The 26,167-nt window shown below is 61.4% G+C and carries 6 protein-coding genes (1 of these 6 running past the window's edge); 4 read left to right on the forward strand and 2 right to left on the reverse strand.

From position 1 onward, the window contains the following. From F8N44_RS15920 to F8N44_RS15935, 4 genes are all read left to right on the forward strand, one after another. A protein-coding gene (locus F8N44_RS15920; RefSeq protein WP_150650970.1) for a non-ribosomal peptide synthetase crosses the window boundary here: on the forward strand, positions 1 to 361 show its end. It extends 12,053 nt beyond the left edge of the window; only the last 361 of its 12,414 coding nucleotides appear in the window; the start codon falls outside the window, past its left edge; the stop codon is at positions 359 to 361. After that, positions 361 to 13,953 (forward strand): non-ribosomal peptide synthase/polyketide synthase, encoded by a 13,593-nt coding sequence (locus F8N44_RS15925; RefSeq protein ID WP_150650971.1) that lies wholly within the window; start codon positions 361 to 363, stop codon positions 13,951 to 13,953. Before F8N44_RS15920 ends, F8N44_RS15925 begins: the two co-directional genes overlap by 1 nt. Continuing rightward, the gene (locus F8N44_RS15930) at positions 13,950 to 17,180 is read left to right on the forward strand and encodes a non-ribosomal peptide synthetase (RefSeq protein ID WP_150650972.1); all 3,231 of its coding nucleotides are present in this window, start codon (positions 13,950 to 13,952) and stop codon (positions 17,178 to 17,180) included. The genes F8N44_RS15925 and F8N44_RS15930 overlap by 4 nt, the downstream gene beginning before the upstream one ends. A 337-nt stretch (positions 17,181 to 17,517) precedes the next feature. Then, positions 17,518 to 20,007: a TonB-dependent siderophore receptor gene (locus tag F8N44_RS15935; protein ID WP_150650973.1), complete on the forward strand. Its 2,490-nt coding sequence runs from the start codon at positions 17,518 to 17,520 to the stop codon at positions 20,005 to 20,007. A gap of 162 nt (positions 20,008 to 20,169) precedes the next feature. On the opposite strand, the gene F8N44_RS15940 is transcribed toward F8N44_RS15935, so the two are convergent. Both F8N44_RS15940 and F8N44_RS15945 read right to left on the reverse strand, forming a co-directional pair. Next, on the reverse strand, positions 20,170 to 24,414 hold the full coding sequence (locus F8N44_RS15940; RefSeq protein ID WP_150650974.1) for an amino acid adenylation domain-containing protein: 4,245 nt from the start codon (positions 24,412 to 24,414) through the stop codon (positions 20,170 to 20,172). Positions 24,415 to 24,467: 53 nt separating this feature from the next. After that, positions 24,468 to 26,129 (reverse strand): cyclic peptide export ABC transporter, encoded by a 1,662-nt coding sequence (locus F8N44_RS15945; RefSeq protein ID WP_150650975.1) that lies wholly within the window; start codon positions 26,127 to 26,129, stop codon positions 24,468 to 24,470. Positions 26,130 to 26,167 lie beyond the last annotated feature (38 nt).

Below are 26,167 nucleotides of genomic sequence, written 5' to 3' on the forward strand. Positions count from 1 at the left end.
CAACGGCAAACTCGACCGCAAGGCCCTGCCGGCGGTGGATGCCAGCCAGATGCAGGCCGCGTACGTCGCGCCGCAGAGTGAGCTTGAGCAGCAGGTCGCGGCGATCTGGCAGCAAGTGCTCGACGTCGAACGCATCGGTCTCAACGATCATTTCTTCGAACTGGGCGGGCACTCGCTGCTGGCGGTCAACGTGGTGTCGCGCATCGCCCTCGAACTGGGCCTGACGCTGACCCCGCAACTGTTATTCCAGCACCCCGTCCTGAGCGACTTTGTCGCTCGACTCGATACAGGAGGCGGGGCAATCAACGAACAGAAACTGAGCAAGCTGGAAGCCCTGCTTGACGATATGGAGGAAGTCTGATGGACAAGAGTGTTGCTTTGAGGGTTGCCAAGCGCTTTATCACTCTGCCGCTGGACAAACGTAAGCTGTACCTGGAAAAGATGCTCGAAGAGGGCGTCTCACCGGCCAATCTGCCGATTCCAGAGACGCGCAGCGGCTTTGCGGCGATCCCGCTGTCCTACGCCCAGGAGCGCCAGTTGTTCCTGTGGCAGATGGATCCGCACAGCAGCGCTTATCACATCCCCAGCGCCCTGCGTCTGAAGGGCCGTCTCGATGTCGCGGCACTGGAGCGCAGCTTCAATGCTTTGGTCGCGCGGCATGAAAGCTTGCGTACGACATTCGCCGAGCAGGGCGAAACGTTCTGTCAGGTGATTCATCCGCAGATGCCGTTGCGCATCAGTGTCGAGCCGTTGCCGCAAGGTCTGGACGCCGAAGGTATCGTAGCCAGCATCAAGGCGTTCGTTGAAGCGCAAACCTCGCGTCCGTTCAATTTGCAGCAAGGGCCATTGCTGCGCGTGTCGCTGTTGAAAGTGGCGGAAGACGATCACGTGTTGGCGCTGATCCAGCACCACATCATTTCCGATGGCTGGTCGATGCAAGTATTGGTCGGTGAGCTGATCCAGCATTACGCCGCCGACACCAGTGGTCAGTCGCTGACCCTGCCGGAACTGGAGGTGCAATACGCGGACTACGCGATCTGGCAGCGTCATTGGCTGGAGGCCGGTGAGCGTGAGCGTCAGTTGGCCTACTGGGTCAAGACCTTGGGCCGCGAGCAACCGGTGCTGGAGTTGCCAATCGATCAGCCGCGCCCGGCGGTGCAAAGTTTCCGTGGTGCGCGCCTCGATCTGCAATTGCCGCCGGCGCTGGGCGATGCGCTCAAGCAACTGGCGCAGCGTGAAGGCGCGAGCCTGTTCATGGTCTTGCTGGCCTCGTTCCAGGCCTTGCTGCACCGCTACAGCGGTCAGTCGCAGATTCGTGTCGGCGTGCCGACGGCCAACCGTAATCGGGTGGAAACCGAAAGCCTGATCGGCTTTTTCGTCAACACCCAGGTGCTCAGCGCCGAGGTTCACGGGCAACTGCCGTTCAATCAGTTGCTGGCCCAGGTCAAGCAGTCGGCGATGGCGGCTCAGGCGCATCAGGATCTGCCGTTCGAGCAACTGATCGAAGCGCTGCAACCGGAGCGCAGCCTCAGCCACAGCCCGTTGTTCCAGGTGATGTACAACCATCAGGCGGTCAACGATCAAACGCAACGTCAGAGCCAGATGCAGTTGCCGCAACTGAGCGTCGAGGACATTGTCTGGGAAGGCCGTACTGCGCAATTCGACCTGACGCTGGGCACGTACGAGTCCAGCGAAGGCGTGGCGGCAGAGCTGACGTACGCCACCGATCTGTTCAAAGCTGAAACCATCGAGCGTCTGGCGCGGCACTGGCAGAACCTGCTGCAAGGCATCGTTGCCGCGCCAACCCGGCGCATTGGCGAACTGCCCTTGCTGGAAGAACGCGAGCACAGCGTGCTGCTGCAAGACTGGTTCCGCGTCGCTGATCACACCGCGCTCGCCGAATGCGTGCAACAGGCTTTTGCCTTGCAGGCGCAGCAAACTCCGGACGCCACCGCTCTGATCATCGGCGAAGACGTGCTGACTTATGGCGAGCTGGAGGCCCGCGCCAATCGACTCGCGCACAAGCTGATCGAAGAGGGCGTCGGCCCGGATCGACTGGTCGGGATCGCGGTCGAGCGCAGCGTGGAAATGATTGTCGGCCTGCTGGCGATCCTCAAGGCCGGTGGCGCTTATGTGCCGCTGGACCCGGCGTACCCGGAAGATCGTCTGGCCTACATGATCGAGGACAGCGGTCTGCAATTGCTGCTGACCCAGGCGCACCTGCAGACGCAATTGCCGATCCCGGCGGGCGTGCAAACGCTGCTGCTGGATCAGCCGCAAGACTGGCTGGCGGCTTATCCACTGACCGCGCCGAACGTTGCCGTCAATGGCGAGCATCTGGCCTACACGATCTACACCTCCGGCTCCACCGGTAAACCGAAAGGCGTGATGGTGCGCCATGCGGCGTTGAGCAACTTTGTCGCGAGCATGATCAAACAGCCGGGTATCGCGGCGTCCGATCGCATGCTGTCGCTGACCACGTTCTCGTTCGATATTTTCGGTCTGGAAATCTACGGGCCGCTGCTGGCCGGTGCCTGTGTGGTGCTGACCGGCAAGGATGTGCACCAGGACCCGCAAGCGGTACTGGAGCTGATCGAGCGTCACGCCGTGAGCCTTTTGCAAGCCACGCCTTCCACCTGGCGCATGCTGCTCGACAACGAGCATGCGGCGCTTCTCAATGGCCGCACGTTCCTGTGTGGCGGTGAAGCGCTGCCGCAGGAACTGGCCAAACGCATGCTGGCGCTGACGCCGAGCGTGTGGAACCTCTATGGCCCGACCGAAACCACCATCTGGTCGGCGCAGCATGCACTCAGTGCGGACAACAGCCGTCCGTTCCTCGGCACGCCGATCGATAACACGGCGTTGTACATTCTCGGCAGCGACCTTGAACTCAATCCGCTCGGCGCGCCGGGTGAATTGCTGATTGGTGGCGAGGGCCTGGCGCGCGGTTACTTCCAGCGTCCGAGCCTGACCGCCGAACGTTTTGTACCGGATCCGTTCTCGAAAAATGGCGCACGTCTGTACCGCACCGGCGACCTGAACCGCTATCGCGCCGAGGGCGTGATCGAGTACATCGGCCGTATCGACCATCAGGTGAAAATTCGCGGTTTCCGCATCGAGCTTGGCGAGATTGAAGCGCGTTTGCTCGCACTGGACAGCGTGCGCGAAACCGTTGTGGTCGCGCAGGACGGCCCGACCGGCCCGCAACTGGTGGGCTACGTTGTGCCATCCGCCAGCGATGTCCCGCAAGCCGATTTGCGTGCTGCACTCAAGGCCAGCCTCAAGGCCGAGTTGCCGGAGTACATGGTGCCCGCGCACTTGCTGTTCCTTGCGCAATTGCCGCTGACCCCCAACGGCAAAGTCGACCGCAAAGCCTTGCCCGCCCCGGACGCCAGCCAGTTGCAGTCGACCTATGTCGCCCCGCAAACCGCTACCCAGCACACGGTTGCCGAGATCTGGCAAGCGGTGCTCAAACTTGAGCAGGTTGGCCTGAGCGACAACTTCTTCGAACTGGGTGGTCATTCGTTGCTGGTCACGCAAGTGGTCTCGCGGGTGCGTCAGGCTCTCAACGTACAAGTGCCGCTGCGCACCTTGTTCGAACACAGCACGCTGATCGATTTCGTTGCGGCACTGGGCGTCGAGCAGGCGCAGCAGCAACCGCCGATTGTCGCGTTGCCACGCCTGCAACCGCTGGCGCTTTCGTATGCGCAGGAACGCCAATGGTTTCTCTGGCAACTGGAACCGACCAGCACCGCCTATCACGTCCCGGCCGCGCTGCGTCTGCGCGGCGAGCTGGATTTGCCGGCGTTGCAACGCAGCTTCGATGGCTTGATCGCGCGTCATGAATCCCTGCGCACCTGCTTCGTTGAAGAACAGGGCCAGACACTGCAAGTGATTCAGGCCGAGGCGACGCTGGATCTGCAGGTGCAGGATATCGGCAATGTCGATGAGTCTGCATTGCAGGCGCTGGTGGCTGAAGAAACCCTGCACCTGTTCAACCTGCAGCAGGGCCCGTTGCTGCGGGTCAAACTGTTGCGCCTGGCCGCTGATGACCATGCGCTGATCATCACCTTGCACCACATCGTTGCCGATGGCTGGTCGATGAGCATCATGGTCGACGAACTGGTCGCCCTGTATGCCGCGCATAGCCAGGGTCGGGCGGCGGCGTTGCCCGCGCTGCCGGTGCAATATGCCGATTACGCGGTGTGGCAGCGGCAGTGGATGGACGCCGGCGAGCGTGAGCGGCAATTGAATTACTGGACGGCGCAGTTGGGTGACGGCGACCAGCCGCTGCTGGAACTGCCGACGGACCGTCCGCGTCCGGCCGAGCAAAGCTATCGCGGCGCCCGTCAGGACATTGCGTTGAGCGCTGAACTGGCGGCAGGCCTCAAAGAACTGGCGCAGCGTGAAAACGTCACCTTGTTTGCGTTGTTGCTGGCGTCGTTCCAGACCGTTTTGCACCGTTACAGCGGTCAGGCTGACATCCGCGTCGGCGTGCCCGTGGCCAACCGCAACCGCGTCGAGACCGAAGGCCTGATCGGCTTCTTCGTCAACACGCAGGTGCTCAAGGCCGAATTCGACAGCCAACAGACGTTCCGCAGCCTGTTGCAGCAAGTGAAAAACACTGTGCTCGGCGCCCAGGCTCACCAGGATCTGCCGTTCGAGCAATTGGTCGATGCACTGCAACCGGAGCGCAGCCTGAGCCACAGCCCGTTGTTCCAGGTGTTGCACAACCATCAGAGCCAGACTCGCCAGGCGCAGGGCGCGACACGTCTGCCGAATATCGCCATCGAAGGCTTGAGCTGGGTCTCGCACACCGCGCAGTTCGATCTGACGCTGGACACCTTTGAGTCGGCCGATAATGTCTGGGCCGAGCTGACTTACGCCACCGATCTGTTCGACGCCGAAACCATGGCGCGTTTCGCCCGCCACTGGAGCAACCTGTTGCAAGCCGTCGTTGCTGATTGCGGGCAGCGTATTGCCGAACTGCCGTTGCAGGATCTGGCCGAGCGAGAAGCAACGTTGTTGCAGTGGAACCCGGCGGTGGTCGATTTCCACAGCGAACAATGCCTGCATCACTTGATCGAAGGGCAGGCGGCGCGAGCACCGCAAGCGATAGCCGTGACTTACGCCGAGCAATCGCTGAGCTACGGTGAACTCAACAGCCGCGCCAACCAACTGTCGCACAAGCTGATCGACAGCGGTGTCGGCCCGGACGTGCGCGTCGGTCTGGCGGTCGAGCGCAGCCTCGACATGCTGGTTGGCCTGTTGGCGATCCTCAAGGCCGGCGGCGCTTATGTGCCGCTGGACCCGAGCTACCCGGAAGAACGCCTGAGCTACATGATCGGCGACAGCGGCATTGGACTGTTGTTGACCCAAAGCCATTTGCTCGCGCGCCTGCCGATACCTGATTCGGTGCGCAGCCTGATGCTCGATCAGGATCGCGAAGACCTCGAAGGCTACAGCGACAGCAATCCGTCTGTGAGCATGAGCGCCGACAACCTGGCCTATGTGATCTACACCTCGGGTTCGACCGGTCAGCCCAAGGGCACGCTGCTCGCGCACCGCAATGTGCTGCGCCTGTTCGAAGCCACCGCTGCGTGGTTCGATTTCGGCGCACAGGATGTCTGGAGCCTGTTCCATTCGTACGCGTTCGACTTCTCCGTGTGGGAGATTTTTGGTGCGCTGCTATACGGCGGAAAACTGGTGGTGGTGCCTTACGAGGTCAGCCGCTCGCCGGAAGATTTCTTCGCCTTGCTCGGCCGCGAAGGCATCACTGTGCTCAATCAGACGCCGTCGGCGTTCAAGCAATTGATGCAAGTGGCCTGCGCCCCGGAGCACTCGGCGCAGTCCCTGGCATTGCGGCATGTGGTGTTCGGCGGTGAGGCGCTGGAGGTGAAAAGCCTGCGGCCGTGGTTCGAGCGTTTCGGCGATCAAACGCCGCAACTGATCAACATGTACGGCATCACTGAAACCACCGTGCACGTGACCTACCGGCCAATCTCGTTGGCTGATTTGCAGCGTGACGCCAGCAGTCCGATCGGCGAGCCGATCCCGGATCTGTCGTGGTACTTGCTCGACGGCGACCTGAACCCGGTGGCCAAGGGTTGCATCGGTGAGCTGTACGTCGGTCGCGCCGGTCTGGCGCGCGGCTATCTGAATCGTGCCGATCTGACGTCGTTGCGCTTCATTCCCGATCCGTTCGCCACTGATGGCGGTCGCCTGTACCGCACCGGTGACCTGGCGCGCTACCGCGCCGATGGTGTGATCGAGTACATCGGGCGGATCGACCATCAGGTGAAGATTCGCGGCTTCCGTATCGAGTTGGGCGAGATTGAAGCGCAATTGCTCGAACAAGCCGCCGTGCGTCAGGCCGTGGTGCTGGCGCAACCGGGCCTGAGCGGTCAGCAATTGGTTGCGTATCTGGTGCCGAGCGATGCGGGGTTACTCGAGGCGAGCCCTGCTGAACAGGCGCAGTGGCGCGACAGCGTGCGTGCCGAGCTCAAGGAAAACCTGCCGGATCACATGATCCCGGCGCACCTGTTGTTGCTGGCGCAATTGCCATTGACCGCCAACGGTAAACTCAACCGCAGCGCCTTGCCGTCCCCGGATGGCAGTCAGGCGCAGCAGGCTTATCAGGCGCCGCAAAGCGAACTGGAACAACGCCTGGCCGCGATCTGGCAAGAGGTGTTGAAGCTGCCGCAAGTGGGGCTCAACGATAACTTCTTCGAACTGGGCGGCGACTCGATCATCTCGATTCAGGTGGTCAGCCGTGCGCGTCAGGCCGGGATTCGCCTGAACCCCAAGGATCTGTTCCAGCACCAGACCGTGCAGCGTCTGGCACTGGTCGCGCAGTGGGGCGACGATGAGTCGCGCATCGATCAACACGCCGTGACCGGGCCGGCGCTGTTGCTGCCGATTCAACAGCAGTTCTTTGCAGACGAAATCCCTGAGCGTCACCACTGGAACCAGTCGGTGCTGCTGACGCCGCGTCAGCCGCTGCATGCGGACAAAGTCGAACAAGTGCTGCGTGCGCTGGTCGCTCATCACGACGCCTTGCGCTTGAGCTTCATTCAGCACAACGGTGTATGGCAAGCCGAGCACCGCGCGGTTGAAGATCAATCGCAAAGCCTGCTGTGGCAGGAAGACGTCGTCGATGCCGCCGGCCTTGAAGCCCTGGGCAACCGCGCCCAGCGCAGCCTCGATCTGCAAAACGGACCGTTGCTGCGTGCGACTGTGGCGAATCTGGCCGATGGCACGCAACGTTTGCAGTTGGTGATTCATCACCTGGTGGTGGATGGTGTGTCGTGGCGGATTCTGCTGGAAGACCTGCAAAACGCTTATCAGCAATTGCTCGATGGTCAGCCACTGAAGCTGCCGTCGAAAACCAGTGCCTTCAAGGACTGGAGCGAGCACCTGCAGCGCTACGCCAACAGCGCGGCATTGCAGCAAGAACTGGCTTACTGGCAGGCCTGCCTGAGTGATGTCAGCACCGATCTGCCGTGCAAGCGTGTCGACGCCGGCCAGCAAAATCGACTGGCACATACCGTGCAGACCCGTCTCGGCACCGAATTGACCCGCCAATTGCTGCAAGAAGCCCCGGCGGCCTATCGCACCCAGGTCAACGACTTGCTGCTGACTGCGTTGGCACGGGTCATTGGCCGTTGGAGCGGGCAGGCGTCGACGCTGATCCAGCTCGAAGGCCATGGTCGTGAAGAGCTGTTCGACGGGGTCGACCTGACCCGTACCGTCGGCTGGTTCACCAGCCTGTTTCCGGTGCGCCTGACACCGGCCGCGACGGCGCAGGATTCGATCAAACAGATCAAGGAACAACTGCGCTCGATCCCCGACAAAGGCATTGGCTTCGGTGCACTGCGTCACCTCGGCGATGCTCAGGCGCAAGCCAGTCTGCGTGCCTTGCCGAGCCCGCGCATCACCTTCAACTACCTCGGCCAGTTCGACGGCAGTTTCGCTAGCGATGACGGTGCGCTGTTTGTGCCTTCGCCGGACAACGCCGGCCTCGATCAGAGCGAAGAGGCGCCGCTGGGCAATTGGCTGACCCTCAACGGTCAGGTGTATGGCGGGGAGTTGCGCGTGGGCTGGACGTTCAGCACCGAGCGTTTCGACAGCGCGGTGATCGAAGCATTGGCCGAGGAGTACGCCGCAGAGTTGGCCGTGTTGATTCGCCATTGCCTGACGCCGGGTGTCGAGGGGCTGACGCCGTCGGACTTCCCGTTGGCCGGCCTGAGTCAGGTACAGCTCGATGGCTTGCCGGTCGTGCCGCGCCAGGTCGAGGACATTTATCCGTTGTCGCCGATGCAGCAGGGCATGCTGTTCCACACCCTGTACGAGCAACAGTCGGGCGATTACATCAATCAGATGTGCGTGGCGGTTGATGGCCTGCAGGTCGAGCGTTTCCGCGACGCCTGGCAAGCCGCGATGGACAGCCATGACGTGCTGCGCAGCGGTTTCGTCTGGGAGGGTGGTCTGCAACGGCCGCTGCAAGTCGTGCACAAAGGCTTGCAGGTGCCGTTCAGCGTGCTTGACTGGCGTGATCGCAGCGATCTCCCTCAGGCGCTGCGTGAACTGGAACGTGCGCAACGTCTGCAAGGTTTCGATCTGCACGCCGCGCCACTGCTGAGGTTGGTGGTGGTGCAGGTCGCGGCTGAGCGCTATCACCTGATTTACACGTCGCACCACATTCTGATGGATGGCTGGAGCAACTCGCAGTTGCTTGGCGAAGTTCTGCAGCGCTATCACGGCCAGGCGCCAGTGATGGGGGCGGGTCGCTACCGCGACTACATCGAGTGGCTGGCGCAACAGGATGCACAGGTCACCGAACACTTCTGGAAGGGCCAACTGGCCGACTTCGAAGCACCGACGTATCTGGCCGATGCCGTGCCGCACGTTGCTGACGCGACAGGCGCCGGTCAGGGTGAGTACCTGCTGACGCTGGACAGCGCTGTGACGGCGGAGCTCAACCGCTTTGCCCGTGCGCAAAAAGTCACGGTCAACACGCTGGTACAAGCCGCGTGGTTGCTGCTGTTGCAACGCTACACCGGGCAGGACACCGTCGCGTTCGGTGCCACGGTTTCCGGGCGACCGGCGCAGTTGAGCGGTGTCGAAGGGCAGATCGGTCTGTTCATCAATACGCTGCCGATCATCGCCAGCCCGCGTGCCGAACAGCCACTGGCGCAATGGTTGCAACAGGTGCAGGCACAGAATCTGTTGCTGCGCGAGCAGGAGCACACACCGCTGTTCGACATCCAGCGTTGGGCGGGGCAGAGCGGTGAGGCGTTGTTCGACAACATTCTGGTGTTCGAGAACTACCCGATTGCCGAGGCCTTGCAGCAAGCCGAATCGGCGGATCTGCGCTTTGGCGAAGTTGATCGTTATGAGCAGACCAACTATGCATTGACGTTGATGGTCAATCTGGATCAGCAACTGAGCGTGCATTTCAGCTATCAGCACGCCAGTTTTGCTGCCGACACCGTGGTCAATCTGGCGACGCAGTTGCAACAGCTCTTGAGCGGCATGAGCGCCAATGCCGAAAGGTGTCTGGGCGACTGGAACATGCTGGGTGCGGCTGACGAGCAACACATGCTGCGTGACTGGAACCCGGCCGTGGCCGACTTCCCGAGCGAAGCGTGCCTGCATCAACTGATCGAAGCGCAAGCCGAGCGCGCCCCGCAAGCGATTGCCGTGACTTGTGCCGGGCAGACCCTGAGCTACGGCGAGCTCAACCGTCGCGCCAACCAAATGGCTCACCAGTTGATTGCCAATGGCGTCGGGCCGGACGTGCGCGTCGGGCTGGCGGTGGAGCGCAACCTGGACATGCTCGTCGGGTTGCTGGCCATTCTCAAGGCCGGCGGCGCGTATGTGCCGCTGGATCCGACCTACCCGGAAGATCGCCTGGCCTACATGATCGCTGACAGCGGCATTGGCCTGCTGCTGACCCAGCGTCATCTGCTTGGCCGCTTGCCGGTGCCGGACTCGGTGCACTGCCTGATGCTCGATCAGGACCCAGCGCGTCTTCAAGGCTATAGCGAGCGTAATCCACAGGTACGCATGAGCCCGGATAACCTCGCGTATGTGATTTACACCTCGGGTTCGACCGGTCAGCCCAAAGGCACGTTGCTGGCTCATCACAACGTATTGCGTCTGTTCAAAGCCACCGATGCGTGGTTCGATTTCGGCGCGCAGGATGTCTGGAGCCTGTTCCATTCCTACGCGTTCGACTTCTCGGTATGGGAAATCTTCGGTGCGTTGCTGTACGGCGGCAAACTGGTGGTGGTGCCTTACGACGTCAGCCGCTCGCCGGAAGATTTCTTCACCTTGCTGAGCCGTGAAGGCGTCACCGTGCTCAACCAGACGCCGTCGGCGTTCAAGCAACTGATGGCGGTGGCGTGCGCGCCGGAACAGGCGGCGCAGACTCTGTCGTTGCGTTACGTGGTGTTCGGTGGCGAGGCGCTGGAGGTCAGAAGCCTGCGCCCATGGTTCGAGCGTTTTGGCGACCAGGCGCCGCAATTGATCAATATGTACGGCATCACCGAAACCACGGTGCATGTGACCTACCGGCCGATCTCGCAGGCTGATTTGCAACGTGACGCCAGCAGCCCGATCGGCGAGCCGATTCCGGATCTGTCGTGGTACTTGCTCGATGGCGATCTGAACCCGGTCGCCAAGGGCTGCACCGGTGAGTTGTATGTCGGTCGCGCCGGGCTGGCGCGGGGCTATCTGAACCGTCCTGACCTGACCACGTTGCGCTTTATTCCCGATCCGTTCGCCGCTGATGGCGGTCGTCTGTACCGCACCGGAGACCTGGCGCGTTATCGCACCGATGGTGTCATCGAATACGTCGGGCGGATCGACCACCAAGTGAAGATTCGCGGCTTCCGTATCGAGCTCGGCGAGATCGAAGCGCAACTGCTCGAGCAAACTGCCGTGCGCCAGGTTGTCGTGCTGGCGCAGCCGGGCCCGAGCGGTCAGCAACTGGTCGCCTGGCTGGTCCCGGACGATGCCGCATTGCTCGACGCCAGCCCGGCCGAACAAGCCCTGTGGCGTGACCGCGTACGGACAGAACTCAAGGAAAACCTGCCCGATCACATGATTCCGGCGCACCTGTTGATGCTGGCGCAACTGCCGTTGACTGCGAATGGAAAACTCAACCGCAAGGCCTTGCCGAGCGTCGATGCCTTTGTCTCTTCGGGAGACTTCGTGGCGCCGGTGGGTGAGCTGGAACAGCAGATCGCGGCGATCTGGCAGAACGTGCTGGAACTCGATCAGGTGGGTCGCGAGGATCATTTCTTCGAGTTGGGCGGGCACTCGCTGCTGGCCACGCAGGCGGTCTCCCGTTTGCGCCAGCTGACCACGGGGACGTTGAGTCTGCGCGATCTGTTCAACTATCCGCGCCTCAAGGATCTGGCGACATGGATGGCCCGGGAGCAGTCGCCGATCATCGACGGTTCGGCCAGCCACGCGTTGCCGTTGAAGGCCTGGGGCAGCAAATCGACAGCGCCGCTGTCGCTGGTGCAACGGCGTTTGTGGGTGGCCGAGCAATTGTCCGGCGGCAGTTCGGCCTACGGCATGCCCCTGGCCCTGCGCTTGCGTGGCGAATTGTCGGTCGAGCGTTTCATCAGCAGTTTTGCCGAAGTGGTGCGCCGTCATGAGGTGTTGCGAACGGCCTACTCGCAGGATGACGAAGGTGATCCGATTGCGCTGATTGCCGAGACGGTCGATGTCGACTTCCCGTTGCTCGATTTGTCCGGTCTGTCGCGCAGTACCCAGGAAGAACAGGTCGCGCAGGCAGCGCTGGATAACGCGCGAACGCCGATCGATCTGGAGCAGGCGCCATTGTGGCGCGGGCGCATCCTGCATCTGTCACCGACCGAGCATGTGCTGCTGTTCTCCATGCATCACATCATTTCTGACGGTTGGTCGATGGGCGTATTGGTCAACGAACTGGTGCAGATCCATGAGTTGAGCAAGGCCGGTGACACCACGCCGTTGCCGGCGCTGGAAGTGCAATATTCCGACTTTGCCCTGTGGCAGCAGGAACTGGAACGCCAAGGGATTCTCGGCCAGCAGGCCGATTACTGGAGAGATGTACTCAGTGGCTACAGCGGGCAGCTCAACCTGCCGCTGGACACCCCGCGCGGGCCAGTGGCGTCGTACGACGGTGATGCCGTGCAGTTCCATCTGCCGAAGGATTTGAGCCAGGCCTTGCGCAAGGTTGCCAGTGATGCGGGCGTGACCCTCTACAGCACGCTGCTGGCGTCTTTCCAGGTGTTGTTGCATCAAATCAGCGGCGGCGACGACGTACTGGTCGGCGCCGACGTTGCCGGGCGAGAGCAGGCGCAGCTGGAGCGGCTGATCGGCTTCTTCGTCAACGTCTTGCCGCTGCGTTCACGCTTCTCGGCAGACACGGCGTTCTCGACATTCCTGGCGCGAACTCAGGACACCCTGCTCGGCGCGCTGGAGCATCAGGACCTGCCGCTGGACATGATCGTCGAATCCTGCGGCGTGCCGCGCCACAAGGGCATGAACCCGTTGGTGCAGGTGTTGTTCGTGATGAACAACCTGCCGGGCCGCAGCCAATCCATGGGCGGTCTGAGCGTCGAGCCGCTGGCGGCGCTGCAGAGCCATTCTAAATTCGACATGGCATTGTTCGTTGACGAAGAAGAAGGGCAATTGCTGGGTAATTGGCAATTCGCCACAACCTTGTTCGGACACGAGCGCATTCAGTACCTGGTGCAGGCCTGGATAGCCCTGTTGGAACAGATCGTCGCTGATCAGGACATTCAATTGGGAGCTATCAGCATGCCAGTCGACAATTTAGCAATGGCCGCCAAACCCGCTGCCCCCGGACCCAAGGCCGACAAACTGGGCAAGTTCCTCAAGCGTGGCGCCGCCCCGGTGGCCAAGGTTCGCCCCGCGCCGATCCGCGAATCGCTAATCGCAGCGCCGCAGCCGTTCCCGCTGTTGATGGAACCGAACGAGCCGCAGCTGGATTTGATCGAGTGGATCAAGCACAACCGGCCGCTGATCGAAGAGAAACTGGCGACCCACGCCGGCATTCTCTTTCGCGGTTTCGAACTCGACGGCATTCAGGGTTTTGAAGCGTTCGCCGAAGCGATCCAGCCAGGCCTCTACGGTCAATACGGCGATCTGCCGAAGAAGGAGGGCGGCAAGAACACTTACCGCTCCACGCCGTACCCGGAACGCAAGATGATCCTGTTCCACAACGAGAGCTCGCACCAGGATCGCTGGCCGCGCAAGCAGATGTTCTATTGCGAGCAAGCGGCGCCGGTCGGCGGTGCGACGCCGGTGGTGGACTGCCGCTTGATGTACGAAAAACTGCCGGCAGACCTGCGTGACAAGTTCGAGTCCAAAGGCTTGCTGTATGTGCGCACCTTCACCGACAACCTCGACGTGTCGTGGCAGCACTTCTTCAAGACCGAAGACCGTGCCGAAGTTGAAGCCCGCTGCCGCGCTGGCGGTATCGAGTGGCGCTGGCTCGACAACAACGAACTGCAAACCCGCACACCGGGACCGGCGATCATTCGTCACCCGATCACCGGCGCCAAGTCGTTCTTCAACCAGGTGCAGTTGCACCACATCTACTGGCTGGAGCCGGATGTGCGTGAAGACCTGTTGTCGATGTTCGGCGCCGAGCGCATGCCGCGTCACGTTTACTACGGCGACGGTACGCCGATTGAAGACGAAGTGATGCAACGCATCGGTGAGCTGTATGAAGAGTGCGCCGTGCGATTCGACTGGCAGAAAGGCGACGCCATTCTGCTCGACAACATGCTGGTGGCGCATGCCCGTGATCCGTTTGAGGGCCCGCGCAAGATTGTCGTCGCCATGGGTGACATGTACGACCACAGCAGCCTGGAGCACTTGGCAAGCAACGCCCGGGCGGCATTGAACACCGAGGAAAGCGGCGCATGAGCGAAGTCATGAAGGACGAGCAGGATCCGGGTTTCGCCCTGACGCCTGAGCAACAGGCGCTGCTTGAGCGCCTGTCGAACACCGTCACCTGTGGCGAGGCCTTGCGCTGGCTCAGCGTTGTCATTGACGGTGATCTTGATCCGCAACGTTTGCAGGCCGCGTTCGATATCGTGCTGACACAACAGCCGATGCTGTTGGCGCGGCTGGACAAGGTCAGCGGTTTCCACGGTTTGCGTCAGGCTGCGGCCGACAGCGGACGCTTCCCGCTGACGATCCATGCCGGCGAGCAGCGCGCCGAGGACGTTCAGGCGCAAATCAGCGAATCGCTGGAGCGCGCCTTTGTCATCGGCGAATCGGCCAGTGTCCAGGCCGTGCTGTATCGCCTGGCGCCCCAGCAATGGCAGCTGGAGCTGGGCATTGCTCGCTACAGTGCTGACACGCCATCGTTGAACCTTGTGCTGGAGCAAGTGCAGCAAGCGTACGCCGGGGTTCAGCCAGCCGAAGACGAAGAGTCGGGGGAGTTCGCCCAGTATCTGGAATGGCGCAGTGAAGTGGTGCTCGATGAAGACGCTGCCGCCGCGCGTAGCTACTGGCAGCAGCACCTGCACGGCGTGCAGACGGACATCGCTTCGCCATGGCTGGCCGCTCGCAGCGCCGGCCTCGAAGCGAGTGCCGCCGATACCTGCGTATCGCTGAATCTGCAGTCGGCGCAGCGTGATGCTCTGCATGCCTTGGCCGAGCAGCTCGGTCAGCCGGTCGCCACGTTGCTGCAAGGCGCGTGGTGGGTGTTGCTGGGGCGTTTGAGCGGGCTCGATCAGGCACTGGTCGGTCTGCGGCATGACAGCCGTGCCGACTATGAATATTTCGCCAACGCCTTGGGCGTGTTCGAGAAAACCTTGCCGCTGTCGCTTGAACTGCCTGGCAGTGCACGCTTCAGTGACTGGCTGGGGCAGTTGGCCGCGCGCCTCGAAGAGCATCGCACCTGGCAGGAATACTGGACGCCGGAACTGGCGCCCGACGCAGCACGTCCGGCCTACGGATTCAGCCTTGGCCAGATCGGCGTTGCCGCGAGCAGCGGCGGCCTGCGCTGGAACGCGGCTGACACCGTGCGGGTGCAACCGGATGCTTTCGAGTTGTTGTTGCAAATGCAACTGGACGAAAACCAGCGTCTTGCCGGTGTTGGTCTGCAATACGCCGCTTCGCGCTATTCGCCAGCGGCAGCCAACGCCGTACTGGAACAGTTCGGCGTGCTGTTGAGCGCGATTGTCGATGCGCCGCACACCGCACTGGCGCAACTCAACCTGCTCAGCCGCGCCGCCGAACAGCACTTGCTGGCGATCAATCCGGCGATACAGATGCTGGCCGACCAGCGTTATCTGCCACAGCGCATCGCTGATCTGGCGCTGCGTACGCCGGATGCCATCGCCTTGACCGATGCTGGGCAGCCATTGAGCTACGGCCAGTTGCAAGCCCGCGTCGAAAGTGCCGCCCAGGGCCTGAACAATCAAGGTGTCAGCGCAGGCTCGATCATTGCGCTGGCGTTGCCACGCTCGGCGGATCTGGTGATCGCAATGTTGGCGAGCTGGCGCCTCGGGTGCGCGTATCTGCCGCTGGATGTGCAATGGCCGCAGGCGCGTCAGGCGTTGATGCTGGAACAGGCCGGCGCCGCGCTGTTGTTGACCGATGCAACACACCTGACGGCCTGGCAGGACCAGCCGCACAAAGCCCTGACGCTGGCACAACTCGACGCGCCGGACGCGCCGTTGCCGGTGCTTGCGACGCAAGGTACCGACATCGCTTATGTGCTGTTTACCTCCGGTTCTACCGGTGTGCCGAAAGGTGTGGTGATCGAGCATCGGCAGTTGCTCAATTACGTCGCTCAGGCCAGTCAGGCGCTGGGTCTGCAACAATGCAAAAACATCGGCTTCAGCTCCACTGTCGCGGCGGATCTGGGCAACACGGCGTTGTTCGGTGCGCTGTTCAATGGGGCAACCCTGCACGTTGCCAGCGATGCGCAGATGCAGGACGGTGCCTTGTTCGCCGAGTACCTGCAGCAGCATCAGATCGACTGTCTGAAAATCGTCCCGTCGCACCTTGCGGCGTTGCTCGACCATCAGCAGGCAACCTTGCCGCACACGCTGGTACTGGGCGGCGAGCCGGTTGCGCCGACGCTGATCGAACGCATTGCACGGCTGCGCAGTGATTGCCGGGTGTTCAACCACTATGGCCCGACCGAAGCCACCGTCGGCGTGATGATTCATCCACTGACACTGGACGGCACGGCCAGCGATTGCTCGGCGCTGAGCCATGTGCTGGGCAACAATCAGGTGTATGTGCTGGACGCTGATTTGCGTCTGGCCCCCGTCGGTGTGCTGGGCGAGTTGTACCTGGGCGGTGCGCAATTGTGCCGTGGTTATCTGAATGCCGAGGCTGATGCGCAGACGTTCGTGCAGAGTCCATTCGATCCTGCGCAGCGTCTGTATCGCAGTGGAGATCTGGCGCGTTACCGCGCTGACGGGGCGATCCAGTTGCATGGTCGGCGCGATCAGCAGGTCAAGGTGCGCGGATTCCGTATCGAACTTGCGGAAATCGAAGCCGAACTGCTGCGCCTGCCAGCGGTTGCTGAAGCGCTGGTGCTGCCTGCCGCGTCGGCTGAACAGGGCCTGCTGGCGTTTATCGTGGCGCAACCGGGGGCAAGCGCGGGGCAGCTCGACACCGCACGTGCCGAACTGAGTGCACGTCTGCCCGCCGTGATGGTGCCGCAGCACCTGCAACTGATCGAGCGTTTTCCACGGCTGGCCAACGGCAAGATTGATCGCAAGGCGCTGCAACAATTGGCCGCTACGGCAGCGGATGACGAAGGCGTTGCGCCGCGTGATGCACTTGAGCAATTGCTCGCCGTGCGCATGGCGCAGCTGCTGGGGCTTGAACGCTTGAGCATTGAACGCGACTTTTTCGCGGCCGGAGGTCATTCGTTGTTGGTGATCAAACTGGTGGCCGGTATTCGCAAGTTGCTGCAATGCGAAATCCATCCGGGACTGGTTTTCGATCATCCGACCGTGGCGTCGTTGGCGCTGGCGTTGCGGGCGGTGGAAAGCAGCCCGGGGCAGTTGGAAAAAATGGCTCAGGTACGCCTGCGCATGGAGGCGATGAGACCCGAGGAAAAGGCGCGTCTGGCTGAGCAGGCGCGACAGTTGCAGGCCGCCAAGGCTGCGCAAACCAGCTGACACAGAAAGAAACAAAAGGCCGTCGCCCAACAGCGTCGGCCTTTTTTTTAACTTTTTGCGTTAATGATAAATAAACTCATTCCGGTTTTTTGGAGGTGCTGCGTCTTACTAGGGTATGTGGGCAAATCGTGTCAGGCAGGGCCGCCAATGCACCGGTTTGTTCAGCAGAAAATATTTCGCCGATGTCCAGCCAGATGATCGAGCCCGGGGAGGGGCAGATCGCCACGCATTGCCAGGTCGCTCGCAGGGCCAGCGACAGTGTGCGGTTCACGTGTGCAGACAGCGGCGGGCCCGTCGGCCCAATGGACTTTCACTTCTACCAATAATAGAGAGCACGATGTCAGCAATTCATGAGTTGAAACCTTTGTTCAAGGCACTCGTCATGTCCCGCGGCCTGCGTTCACGCCGCGTGTTGACCGGTCTGGGGCTGGTCTGTGTATTGCCTCTCAGCGCTCAGGTGATGGCTGAAGACGTCAGCATCAATATTCCGGCGCAATCGTTGCCACAGGCGCTGCAGGCGTTTGGTCAGCAGACCAACCAGCAAGTGATCTACAACGCTGACGACATGGCCGGGCTCAAGAGCCACGCGGTCAGCGGCAAGATGAGCCCGCAGGCGGCCATCGCCGAATTGCTCAGGGGCACCGACGTGCGCTACAACGTCGAGGGCAACACGCTGATGCTGGTGCGTGGCAGCAACACCCAAGGCCTGGAGCTGGGCGCGACCAACATCAGCGCACAACAGATCGGCGCGACGACCGAAGGCAGCAACTCGTACACCTCCAATGCCGTCACGATCGGCAAGGGCACCCACACCCTCAAGGAGATTCCGCAGTCGGTCACGGTGATGACCCGCAAGCAGATGGACGACCAGGATCTGGTCGACCTCAAAGATGCACTGAACCAGACCACCGGTATCGTCGGCCTGCAAGGCGTCGGCAAGGGCCTGATCATCTCCTCGCGCGGTTTCCAGATCGACGATTGGCAATATGACGGCGTACCGATTCCACGCAACACCTATTCGCTGGGCAACTGGGCGACCCAGGACCTGATCTTCTTCGACCGTCTGGAAATCCTGCGCGGTGCCTCGGGCCTGCTGCAGGGCACCGGCAGCCCGGGCGGCGCCATCAACCTGGTACGCAAGCGCGGTCAGGCGGCACCGACCGTGACCATCACCGGCAAGGCCGGTTCGTGGGACCACTATGGTCTGCAACTGGACGCGGGTGGCCCGCTGAACCAGGCCGGCAATATCCGTGGTCGCCTCGTCGTCGACGAAGACCAGAGCAACTCCTTCATCGATAGCGAGTGGAGCAAAACCCATTCGCTGTACGGCTCGATGGACTTCGATCTGAGTGAAGACACCACGCTGGGTCTGGCGGTCAGCCGCACTGAAGCCGAGTCGCGCCCGATGATTCGTGGCTTGCCACGTTACGCCGACGGCTCGATGCCGAACATCGGACGTTCGACCTACGGTGGTGCCAAATGGAACCACTCGCAAATCGACGTCACCACCCTCTATGCGGACCTCGAACATCGCTTCAACGAGGACTGGGCGTTCAAGGTCGGTGCGGTGCAAATGACCGAAACCAACACCTCGAAAAGCCAGCGCCTGCAAAGCTCCGGCGCCGGTCTCAAGGCTGATGGCAGCGGTCTGCAATATGCCGACTTCGTGACCGATTTCGACTCCACCAAAGTCGGTCTGGACATGAACCTGACCGGCAAGTTCGAAGCGTTGTCGATGCAGCAGGAAGTCATGCTGGGTGGCAACTACTCCCAGCTGGAGACGGATGATCAGCTCGGTCGTACGTTCAACAACAGCGCGACCGACACGATCTTCAACGTCAACAACAACCGTCCGGACATCAGCTACGACAGCCTGCTCAACACACCGGGTGGCCGTGGCATCAACAGCAAGTACGATATCCGTCAGAAAGGTCTGTATGGCACCTGGCGGGTCAAACCGGTCGATGACCTGACGCTGGTGCTGGGCTCGCGCGTCAGCTGGTATGACTACAGCTACAAATCCAAGACTCAGACGGCTCTGAACAGCACGATCGTTACGGATGAACCAAGCACCTTGACCGAAACCGGTGAAGTTACCCCTTACGCCGGTATCGTCTACGACCTGAGCCGCGAATGGGCGGTGTACGCCAGCTACACCGACGTGTTCCAGCCGCAGACCGTGCGCGATGCCGGTGGTTCGATGCTCAAGCCGATCATCGGCAGCAACTACGAAATCGGCCTCAAGGGTGAGCTGATGGACGGTCGGGTCAACACCTCCCTGGCCCTGTTCCGTTACGACCAGGAAAACCGTGCCGTCGACGATATTTCCGGGGGCATGGAATGTGATGGCTGGTACTGCTCGACTGCTGCGGGCAAAGTGCGCAGCCAAGGGCTGGATGCCGAAATCAGTGGTGCTGTAACAGACAACCTGCAGCTGTTCGCCGGTTACACCTACAACACCACCAAGTACCTCGATGACCCGGACATGGAAGGCCGTACCTTCAGCACCTGGACGCCGAAACACATGTTGCGCGTGTGGGGCAACTACCAGTTCACCGGTGACTTGAACCGTTTGAGCACGGGTCTGGGCTTTACCACGCAAAACCACACCCTGGGTTACGAAGGCACTTACGAGGTGGCGGGTTACACCGTGTGGAACGCACGTGTCGCCTACCAGCTGACGCCTGAGATCGGTCTGGCAGTCAATGCCAACAACCTGTTCGACAAGAGCTACATTACCTCTGCCTACAACCAGCTCAGCGGTAACAACAACTTCGGTGACCCACGCAACGTGATGTTCTCCGTGAAGTACACCCCGCAGTTCTGATGCACTGACGCACTGCCGAACCGGCCCACGCTTCTTGAAGAAGAGCGTGGGCCGTTTTTTTGCGCGGATTTTCTCGTCGACACCACGACACAACAAAACGGCGGACATAAAAAAACGCAGAAGCCATGGCTTCTGCGTTTTTCGTTGGCTGCGGGTGAGGGGTCAGGCGTGCGCCGCCTCACACTCAAGGAGTACGGTTTCGAAGGAGTCCAGCAGGGATTCGCCGTAGATCATGCTGCGGTGCGGCAATAGCGAGTGAACCGAGCCTTGCAACTGACCGCCAACAGTGTGTTGGCGCAGGACCTGTTCGGAGTGCAGCACTTGCTCCAGGGTCTTGTGCGACAGCGACCACCAGCAACTGGCCTTGACGGCGAGCAGCGGCAGCGAAAAGGCGTCAAAGCTCTTCACCAGTCGTTCATGAATGTCGAACGCCTGGGCATTCATGATTTCCTGCTTGATGGCCTCCAGGGTCTTGATCATCTCCTGTTCGTCAGTGGCAGCCTGCTGGCTGGCCCACTGATAAAAGGCCTTGAGATCAGTCGCTGGATTCGCGGCGATGAAGCGTGCCGCCGGCTCCTCGAGATGAGCGAACATCAGGCTGAACATTTCCACGGCCACCGATAGTTCGTTGTCCGCGCTGAAGTAATCGGGGTTGTCTTCTTCCCGTGGTTTGCGTGGCAGATCAGCAGGAAAGATATTTTCCGGCAGGGTGGTGTCGACCAGCCCCAGGAATGTCACCTGCTTGCCTTGGTGCTCCAGCGCGGCGGCGACGTCCATGGCAATCGCGCCGCCCAGCGACCAACCCATCAGGCGATAAGGACCTTCGGGGTGTCTGGCGACAATCTGCTCGGTGTATTCGGCAATCATCTCGGCCCAGGTCTGGGTGCTGGCATCCTTGTCGGCGAAACCTTTATGCATGATGCCGAAGGTGCGTGTGTGGCGGCTCAAACGCTTGGCCAGCGGCTGATAACAGAAGACGATGCCGCCGCTCGGGTGCAGGCAGAACAGAGGCGGCGCGGAAGAGGTCGCGGCCGTGAGTTCGACCACGCATTGCACTTGCTGTTGATGCTCCATGGCGATGAACCGCGCCAATACTTCCACCGTCGGGTGCGCGAGCATTTGCTGCAAGGCCAGTTTGATCCCCAGACGCGTATTCAATGCGCCAATGAACTGAATGGCCAGAATCGAATGCCCGCCCAGCTCAAAAAAGTTATCGTCGAGGCTCACGCGTTCGACGTGCAGCACTTCTTGCCAGAGCTCGGCCAGTGCTGTTTCCAGCGGTGTCTGCGGTGCGCGAAACACGGCGTGTGGCTGATTGAAATCGGGCAATGGCAACGCCTTGCGGTCCAGTTTGCCATTCGGACTCAGCGGCATGGCCGTCAGCACCATCAGATGGCCAGGCACCATGTAGTTAGGCAAGCGGCTGCCGAGTTCGGCCTTTAGGGTCTGGCGCAATGCCTGCTGTTGCTGTTCGTCCGAAACCACGCCGGCGTGGGGCACCACGTAAGCGATCAACTGTGTGCCGGTCACCGTTTCTCGGGCGACGACCACGGCTTCACGCACGGCAGGCAACTGCAGCAGGCACGACTCGATTTCTCCGAGCTCAATGCGGAAGCCGCGAATTTTTACCTGATGGTCGAGGCGGCCGACGTATTCGATCACGCCGTCAGCGTTGTAGCGCGCCAGATCGCCAGTGCGATAGAGGCGTCCGCCACTGGCACTGAACGGATCCGGAATGAAGCGTTCGGCGCTCAGCTGCGGCTGATTGAAGTAACCACGCGCGAGCAGGTCGCCGGCAATCATCAGTTCACCCACGGTACCGACGGGGGCTAACTGACCGCCGCTGTCGAGCAGATAAACTGCGCGCCCGGCCAGCGGCCGGCCAATCGGCATGGTTTTCGGCAACGCCACGCGTCCAGCGGCGTAGTCGCTGCAATCGAGCATGGTCGAGTCGACCGTGGCCTCTGTCGGCCCGTAAACATTGAGCAGGCGCACATGCCCAAGCCCGGCTGCGCCCCACGCGGCAACGGCCTCTGGCGGCATCGCTTCACCGCCGACGACGACCTGGCGCAGTGTCGCGTAATCCCGTGGGCCCGCTGCGGCAAAGTCCTTGGCCAGCATGTTCCAGTACGTGGTGGTCAGTTCGCTGACGCTGAATTTCTTGTCCAGCAGTTGTTCGTACCACGTTTGACTGTCCCAGATTTCCTGCCCGCGCAGCACTACCGAGGCACCACAGATCAAGGCCGGGTAGAGCTGGTCGACGAACGCGTCGAAATTGAAGGTGCCATATTGCAACACGCGATCGGCAGGCGTCAGCCCGAGGAATTCCAGGCCGACTTGTGCATGCCGGGCCAGCGCCGCGTGGGTGATACCGACACCTTTCGGGCGACCGGTGGAACCTGAGGTGAACATTACATACGCCAGATTGCTGCCGAAGGTACGGCATGACGGATTGTTGGTGTGACGGTCATCGTGAGAGTCGATGTCATCGACGCAAACCACGTTCACCGACGACACTGATGGCAGGCGTTCAAGCAGCGAGCGCTGCGTCAGCAGGACGCTCAGGCCGCTGCCTTCGATCATCCAGGTCAGGCGCTCCTGCGGGTAGTCAGGGTCGAGTGGCACATAGACGCCGCCCGCCTTGAGCACTGCCAGCAAGCTGATGATCATGTGCGCCGAACGTTCAACCGCGATGCCCACCCGTACTTCGGGGCCAACGTTGCATTCGATCAAGGTGGCTGCCAACTGATTGGCCGCGCGGTTCAGCTGCGCATAGCTCAATTGCAGATCTTCAACGATCAGCGCAGGCGCGTTCGGTGTGGCCTGTGCCTGGCGCTCGAACAACTGGTGCACGCCTTCGGCGGGCAAGGCCGAGGCGGGCGGGTTCCATTGCACGCGTTGGACGCGGTTGTCTTCGGGGCTCAGAAGCGCCAGCTCACTGAGCGCGACACTGGAATCTTCAACGATGGCGTGCAACAGATTTTGCCAATGACCGGCGAGGCGCTCGATCGTGGCAGGGGTGTACAAATCGCGACTGTACTCGAGACTGGCGTCGATGCCGTCAAGGGCGTAACCGACGTCCAGCGACAAGTCGAATTTGGCCTGGGTCGTGCCCGTCTGCACAAAGTCGACTGTCAGGTCACCCAGCTTCAGCGGTTCCTCGCCAGGTGCTTCGGTACGCCAGTTGAACAACACTTGGAACAGCGGATTGCTCTGCCGGTTGGTCTGCAACTGCAAGTCATCGAAGCTCAGCTCCAATGGGTAGTCGGCATGATCCAGTGCGGCCAGGGTTTCACCGCGCAGGCGCTGCAGGAAGTCCTTGCACGACAGCAACGGATCTATCCTGACGCGATAAACCTGGGCGCTGACAAAAAAGCCCACCAGCTCCTGGGTTTCGCTGCGATTGCGGCTGGCATTCGGCACGCCGACCGTAAAGTCGTACTGGTTGCTGTAGCGGCTCAATAGCAGTTGCCAGGCACCGAGCGCCACCACAAACGGTGTCAGCCCGCCGTGTTGGCAGAAGCGGTTGAGTTTCTGGGTCAACTCGACAGGCAGACTGAAGGCGTATTTGCCGGCCGGGTGGCGATGATGTTCCTGACGAGGGAAATCAGTCGCCAGGTCCAGCGGCGGCAGGACCTGGCCGAGGTAGTTGCGCCAATAGCCGGCGCTGGCGGCGCACGCCGGGCTGTTAAGGTATTCGTCGCGTTGCCAGTGGGCGTAGTCGGCGTATTGAATGGCCGGTCGGCGCAAGGGCGATGGATCTCCCGCCCCGACCTGCGCATACGCTTGCATCAGATCGTGCAGCAGAATCGCGTTGGACCAGGCATCCGACGCAATGTGGTGCATGTTCAGCAACAACAGGTTTTCGTCTTCGCCAGTCTGTAGCAGCGTCGCGCGCATCAGCGGCGCCAGTGTCAGGTCAAAGGGCATGCCGGCGTCGCTGGCGATGCGCTCGGCAATCTGCGCTTCACGCGCCTGGGCGCTCAGATAGTGCAGATCTTCGACGGCGAGTGTCAGTGTCGCGTGCTCGTCGACCACCTGCATCGCCACACCGTCGATTTCAACAATCCTGCTGCGTAACACATCATGGCGTTCGATGACTTTGTTCAGCGCCGCTTCCAGATGCGGGGGTTGCAGAGCGCCGGTGAGGCGCATCGCGCGTGGCAAATTGTACGCGGCACTTTGCGGGTTCAGTTGTTGCACGAACCACAACCGCTGCTGGGCAAATGACAGTGGCGCTGGAGCCGGTAGGTGGCGGGCAGTGATGCCCTGGTGTTGCATGCCGGCGTCTGCCATCAACAGCGCCAGCACCTCATCATCGAGTAAGTCGTTCATCGGTTTCTCGTGGTTGGCAGCACCGTGGCCGCTGACGCTGTTGCCGCCAGCCGGAACCACGGTGATAAACATTCAGGTGAAGGTCGACAGCACCCAGGTGCTGTCGGCAGGCAAGACACAGTTGCTCAGGCGGTTTCGAGGGGCTTTTTGTGGGTGACGACCCGGCCACCTTCCATGCGCACCAATTGATCGGCGACGTCGAAGTAACGGTCGTCGTGGGAGATCACAATGATGGTCTTGCCCATCTGTTTCAGTTCCGGCAGCAACTCGGTGTAGAAAATCCGCCGGAAAGCCGGATCCTGGTCGGCGGCCCACTCGTCGAACACCAGCACCGGACGCTCCTCCAGCCAGGCGTTGATCAGCGCCAGACGCTTGCGTTGACCGGTGGACAGGTCCGTGGTGCTGAACACGCCGTCCTGGATGCTCACCTTGTGGGCGATTTCCAGGCGCTCCAGATAACGGCCGGCGTCGGCCGGCACCTGTTGATCGCCCTGGACCAGTTCATCGAACAGGTAGTAGTCGGCAAAAATGGTCGTGAACAGTTGGCGGTAGTCATCGCGGGCGCGCGCATCAACCACCTCGCCATTGAGCAGCACCTCACCGCGTTGCGGAGCGTAAAGGCCCAGCAGCAGTTTGATCAGGGTGGTTTTGCCGCCGCCGTTCTCGCCGACGATAAACACGATGTCACCCTGAGCGATGTTCAGGTTGACCGGTCCCAGCTCGAACGCGGCACTGCCTTTGACCGCTGGGAAAGCGTAATGCACGTTCTGCATTTGCAGGTGCTGAACCGGTGTTTTGCGCACCGGCGCGGACTCGCTCAGCAGCAGGTGCGGTTCCGGCGACGAAAACTGTTCGGCCAGATCATTGATGCGTTTGAAGGCGATATTCGCGCGGCTGATTACCGGCAGGGTGGTGATCAGGTATTCCAGCGGGCCCTTCATGTACAGCAGCACCAGCACAAACCCGCTGAGCACGGCTTTGTCGGTGTCCAGCCACAGCGACTGCAAGGCCAGCACCAGGCCGATGACCACGAAAAACAGCATCGAGCCAAACGTCTTCGCCATCACGAAAATGTTTACCGAGCGGATATGGGTCTGGCAGATGAAGTCGGCGGTGCCTTCGATACGCTGGCTGAACATGCGCTGGCGGCGTGGCCGGTGAATGCGCAATTCCTTGGCGCCGGCGGCAATCGCACTGTAATGCTTTTGCAGTTCATCCTCGGCTTCGCGCGCCGTTTCGAACCCTTTGATGCCTTTGTTGCGCGCGACGTATTGCACGGCAATGCCGATCACCAGGGCCACCAGCAGCAGAATGAACATCGGTGCGGAAAGGAACGCCAGGTAACCCAGGCAACCGAGGGTCACGGTAAACGCGATGGCCAGCGGCGCGAAGGAAAAGGCGAAGTCGCTGACCGTGTCGACATCGTGGGTCAACACCGGAATCAAGCGGTGGCTGCGGAACCGCTCAATCTGTTCAATGGGCGCCAGCAGGACCTTTTCCCCCAGCGACTTGCGCAGCCCGGCAATGATGTGCTGACCGACATGGTTGGTGCCGATGTCCGACAGAATCGAGGTCAACAGGGCAAAGGCGCAGAGGCCGGCAAACGTCGCCAGCACCGTCGCGGACGGGCTGCCTGTGCCATTGAGGGCTTTGTTGATGGTCGCCAGCAGGGCGGTGACGCTGACGCCACCGAGCATGCCGAGCAGGATCGACAGCGCCACGACGACCCGGTAAGGCTTGAGCAGGCCGAGGACTTCACTGATGGCTCCGCGCGATTTTGTGGTCATGGAGGTTTCCGCTTCTGGTGCCGGTAAGGGCATTGGTT

This window comes from Pseudomonas fluorescens (assembly GCF_902497745.1).
GTDB lineage: Bacteria > Pseudomonadota > Gammaproteobacteria > Pseudomonadales > Pseudomonadaceae > Aquipseudomonas > Aquipseudomonas fluorescens_BM.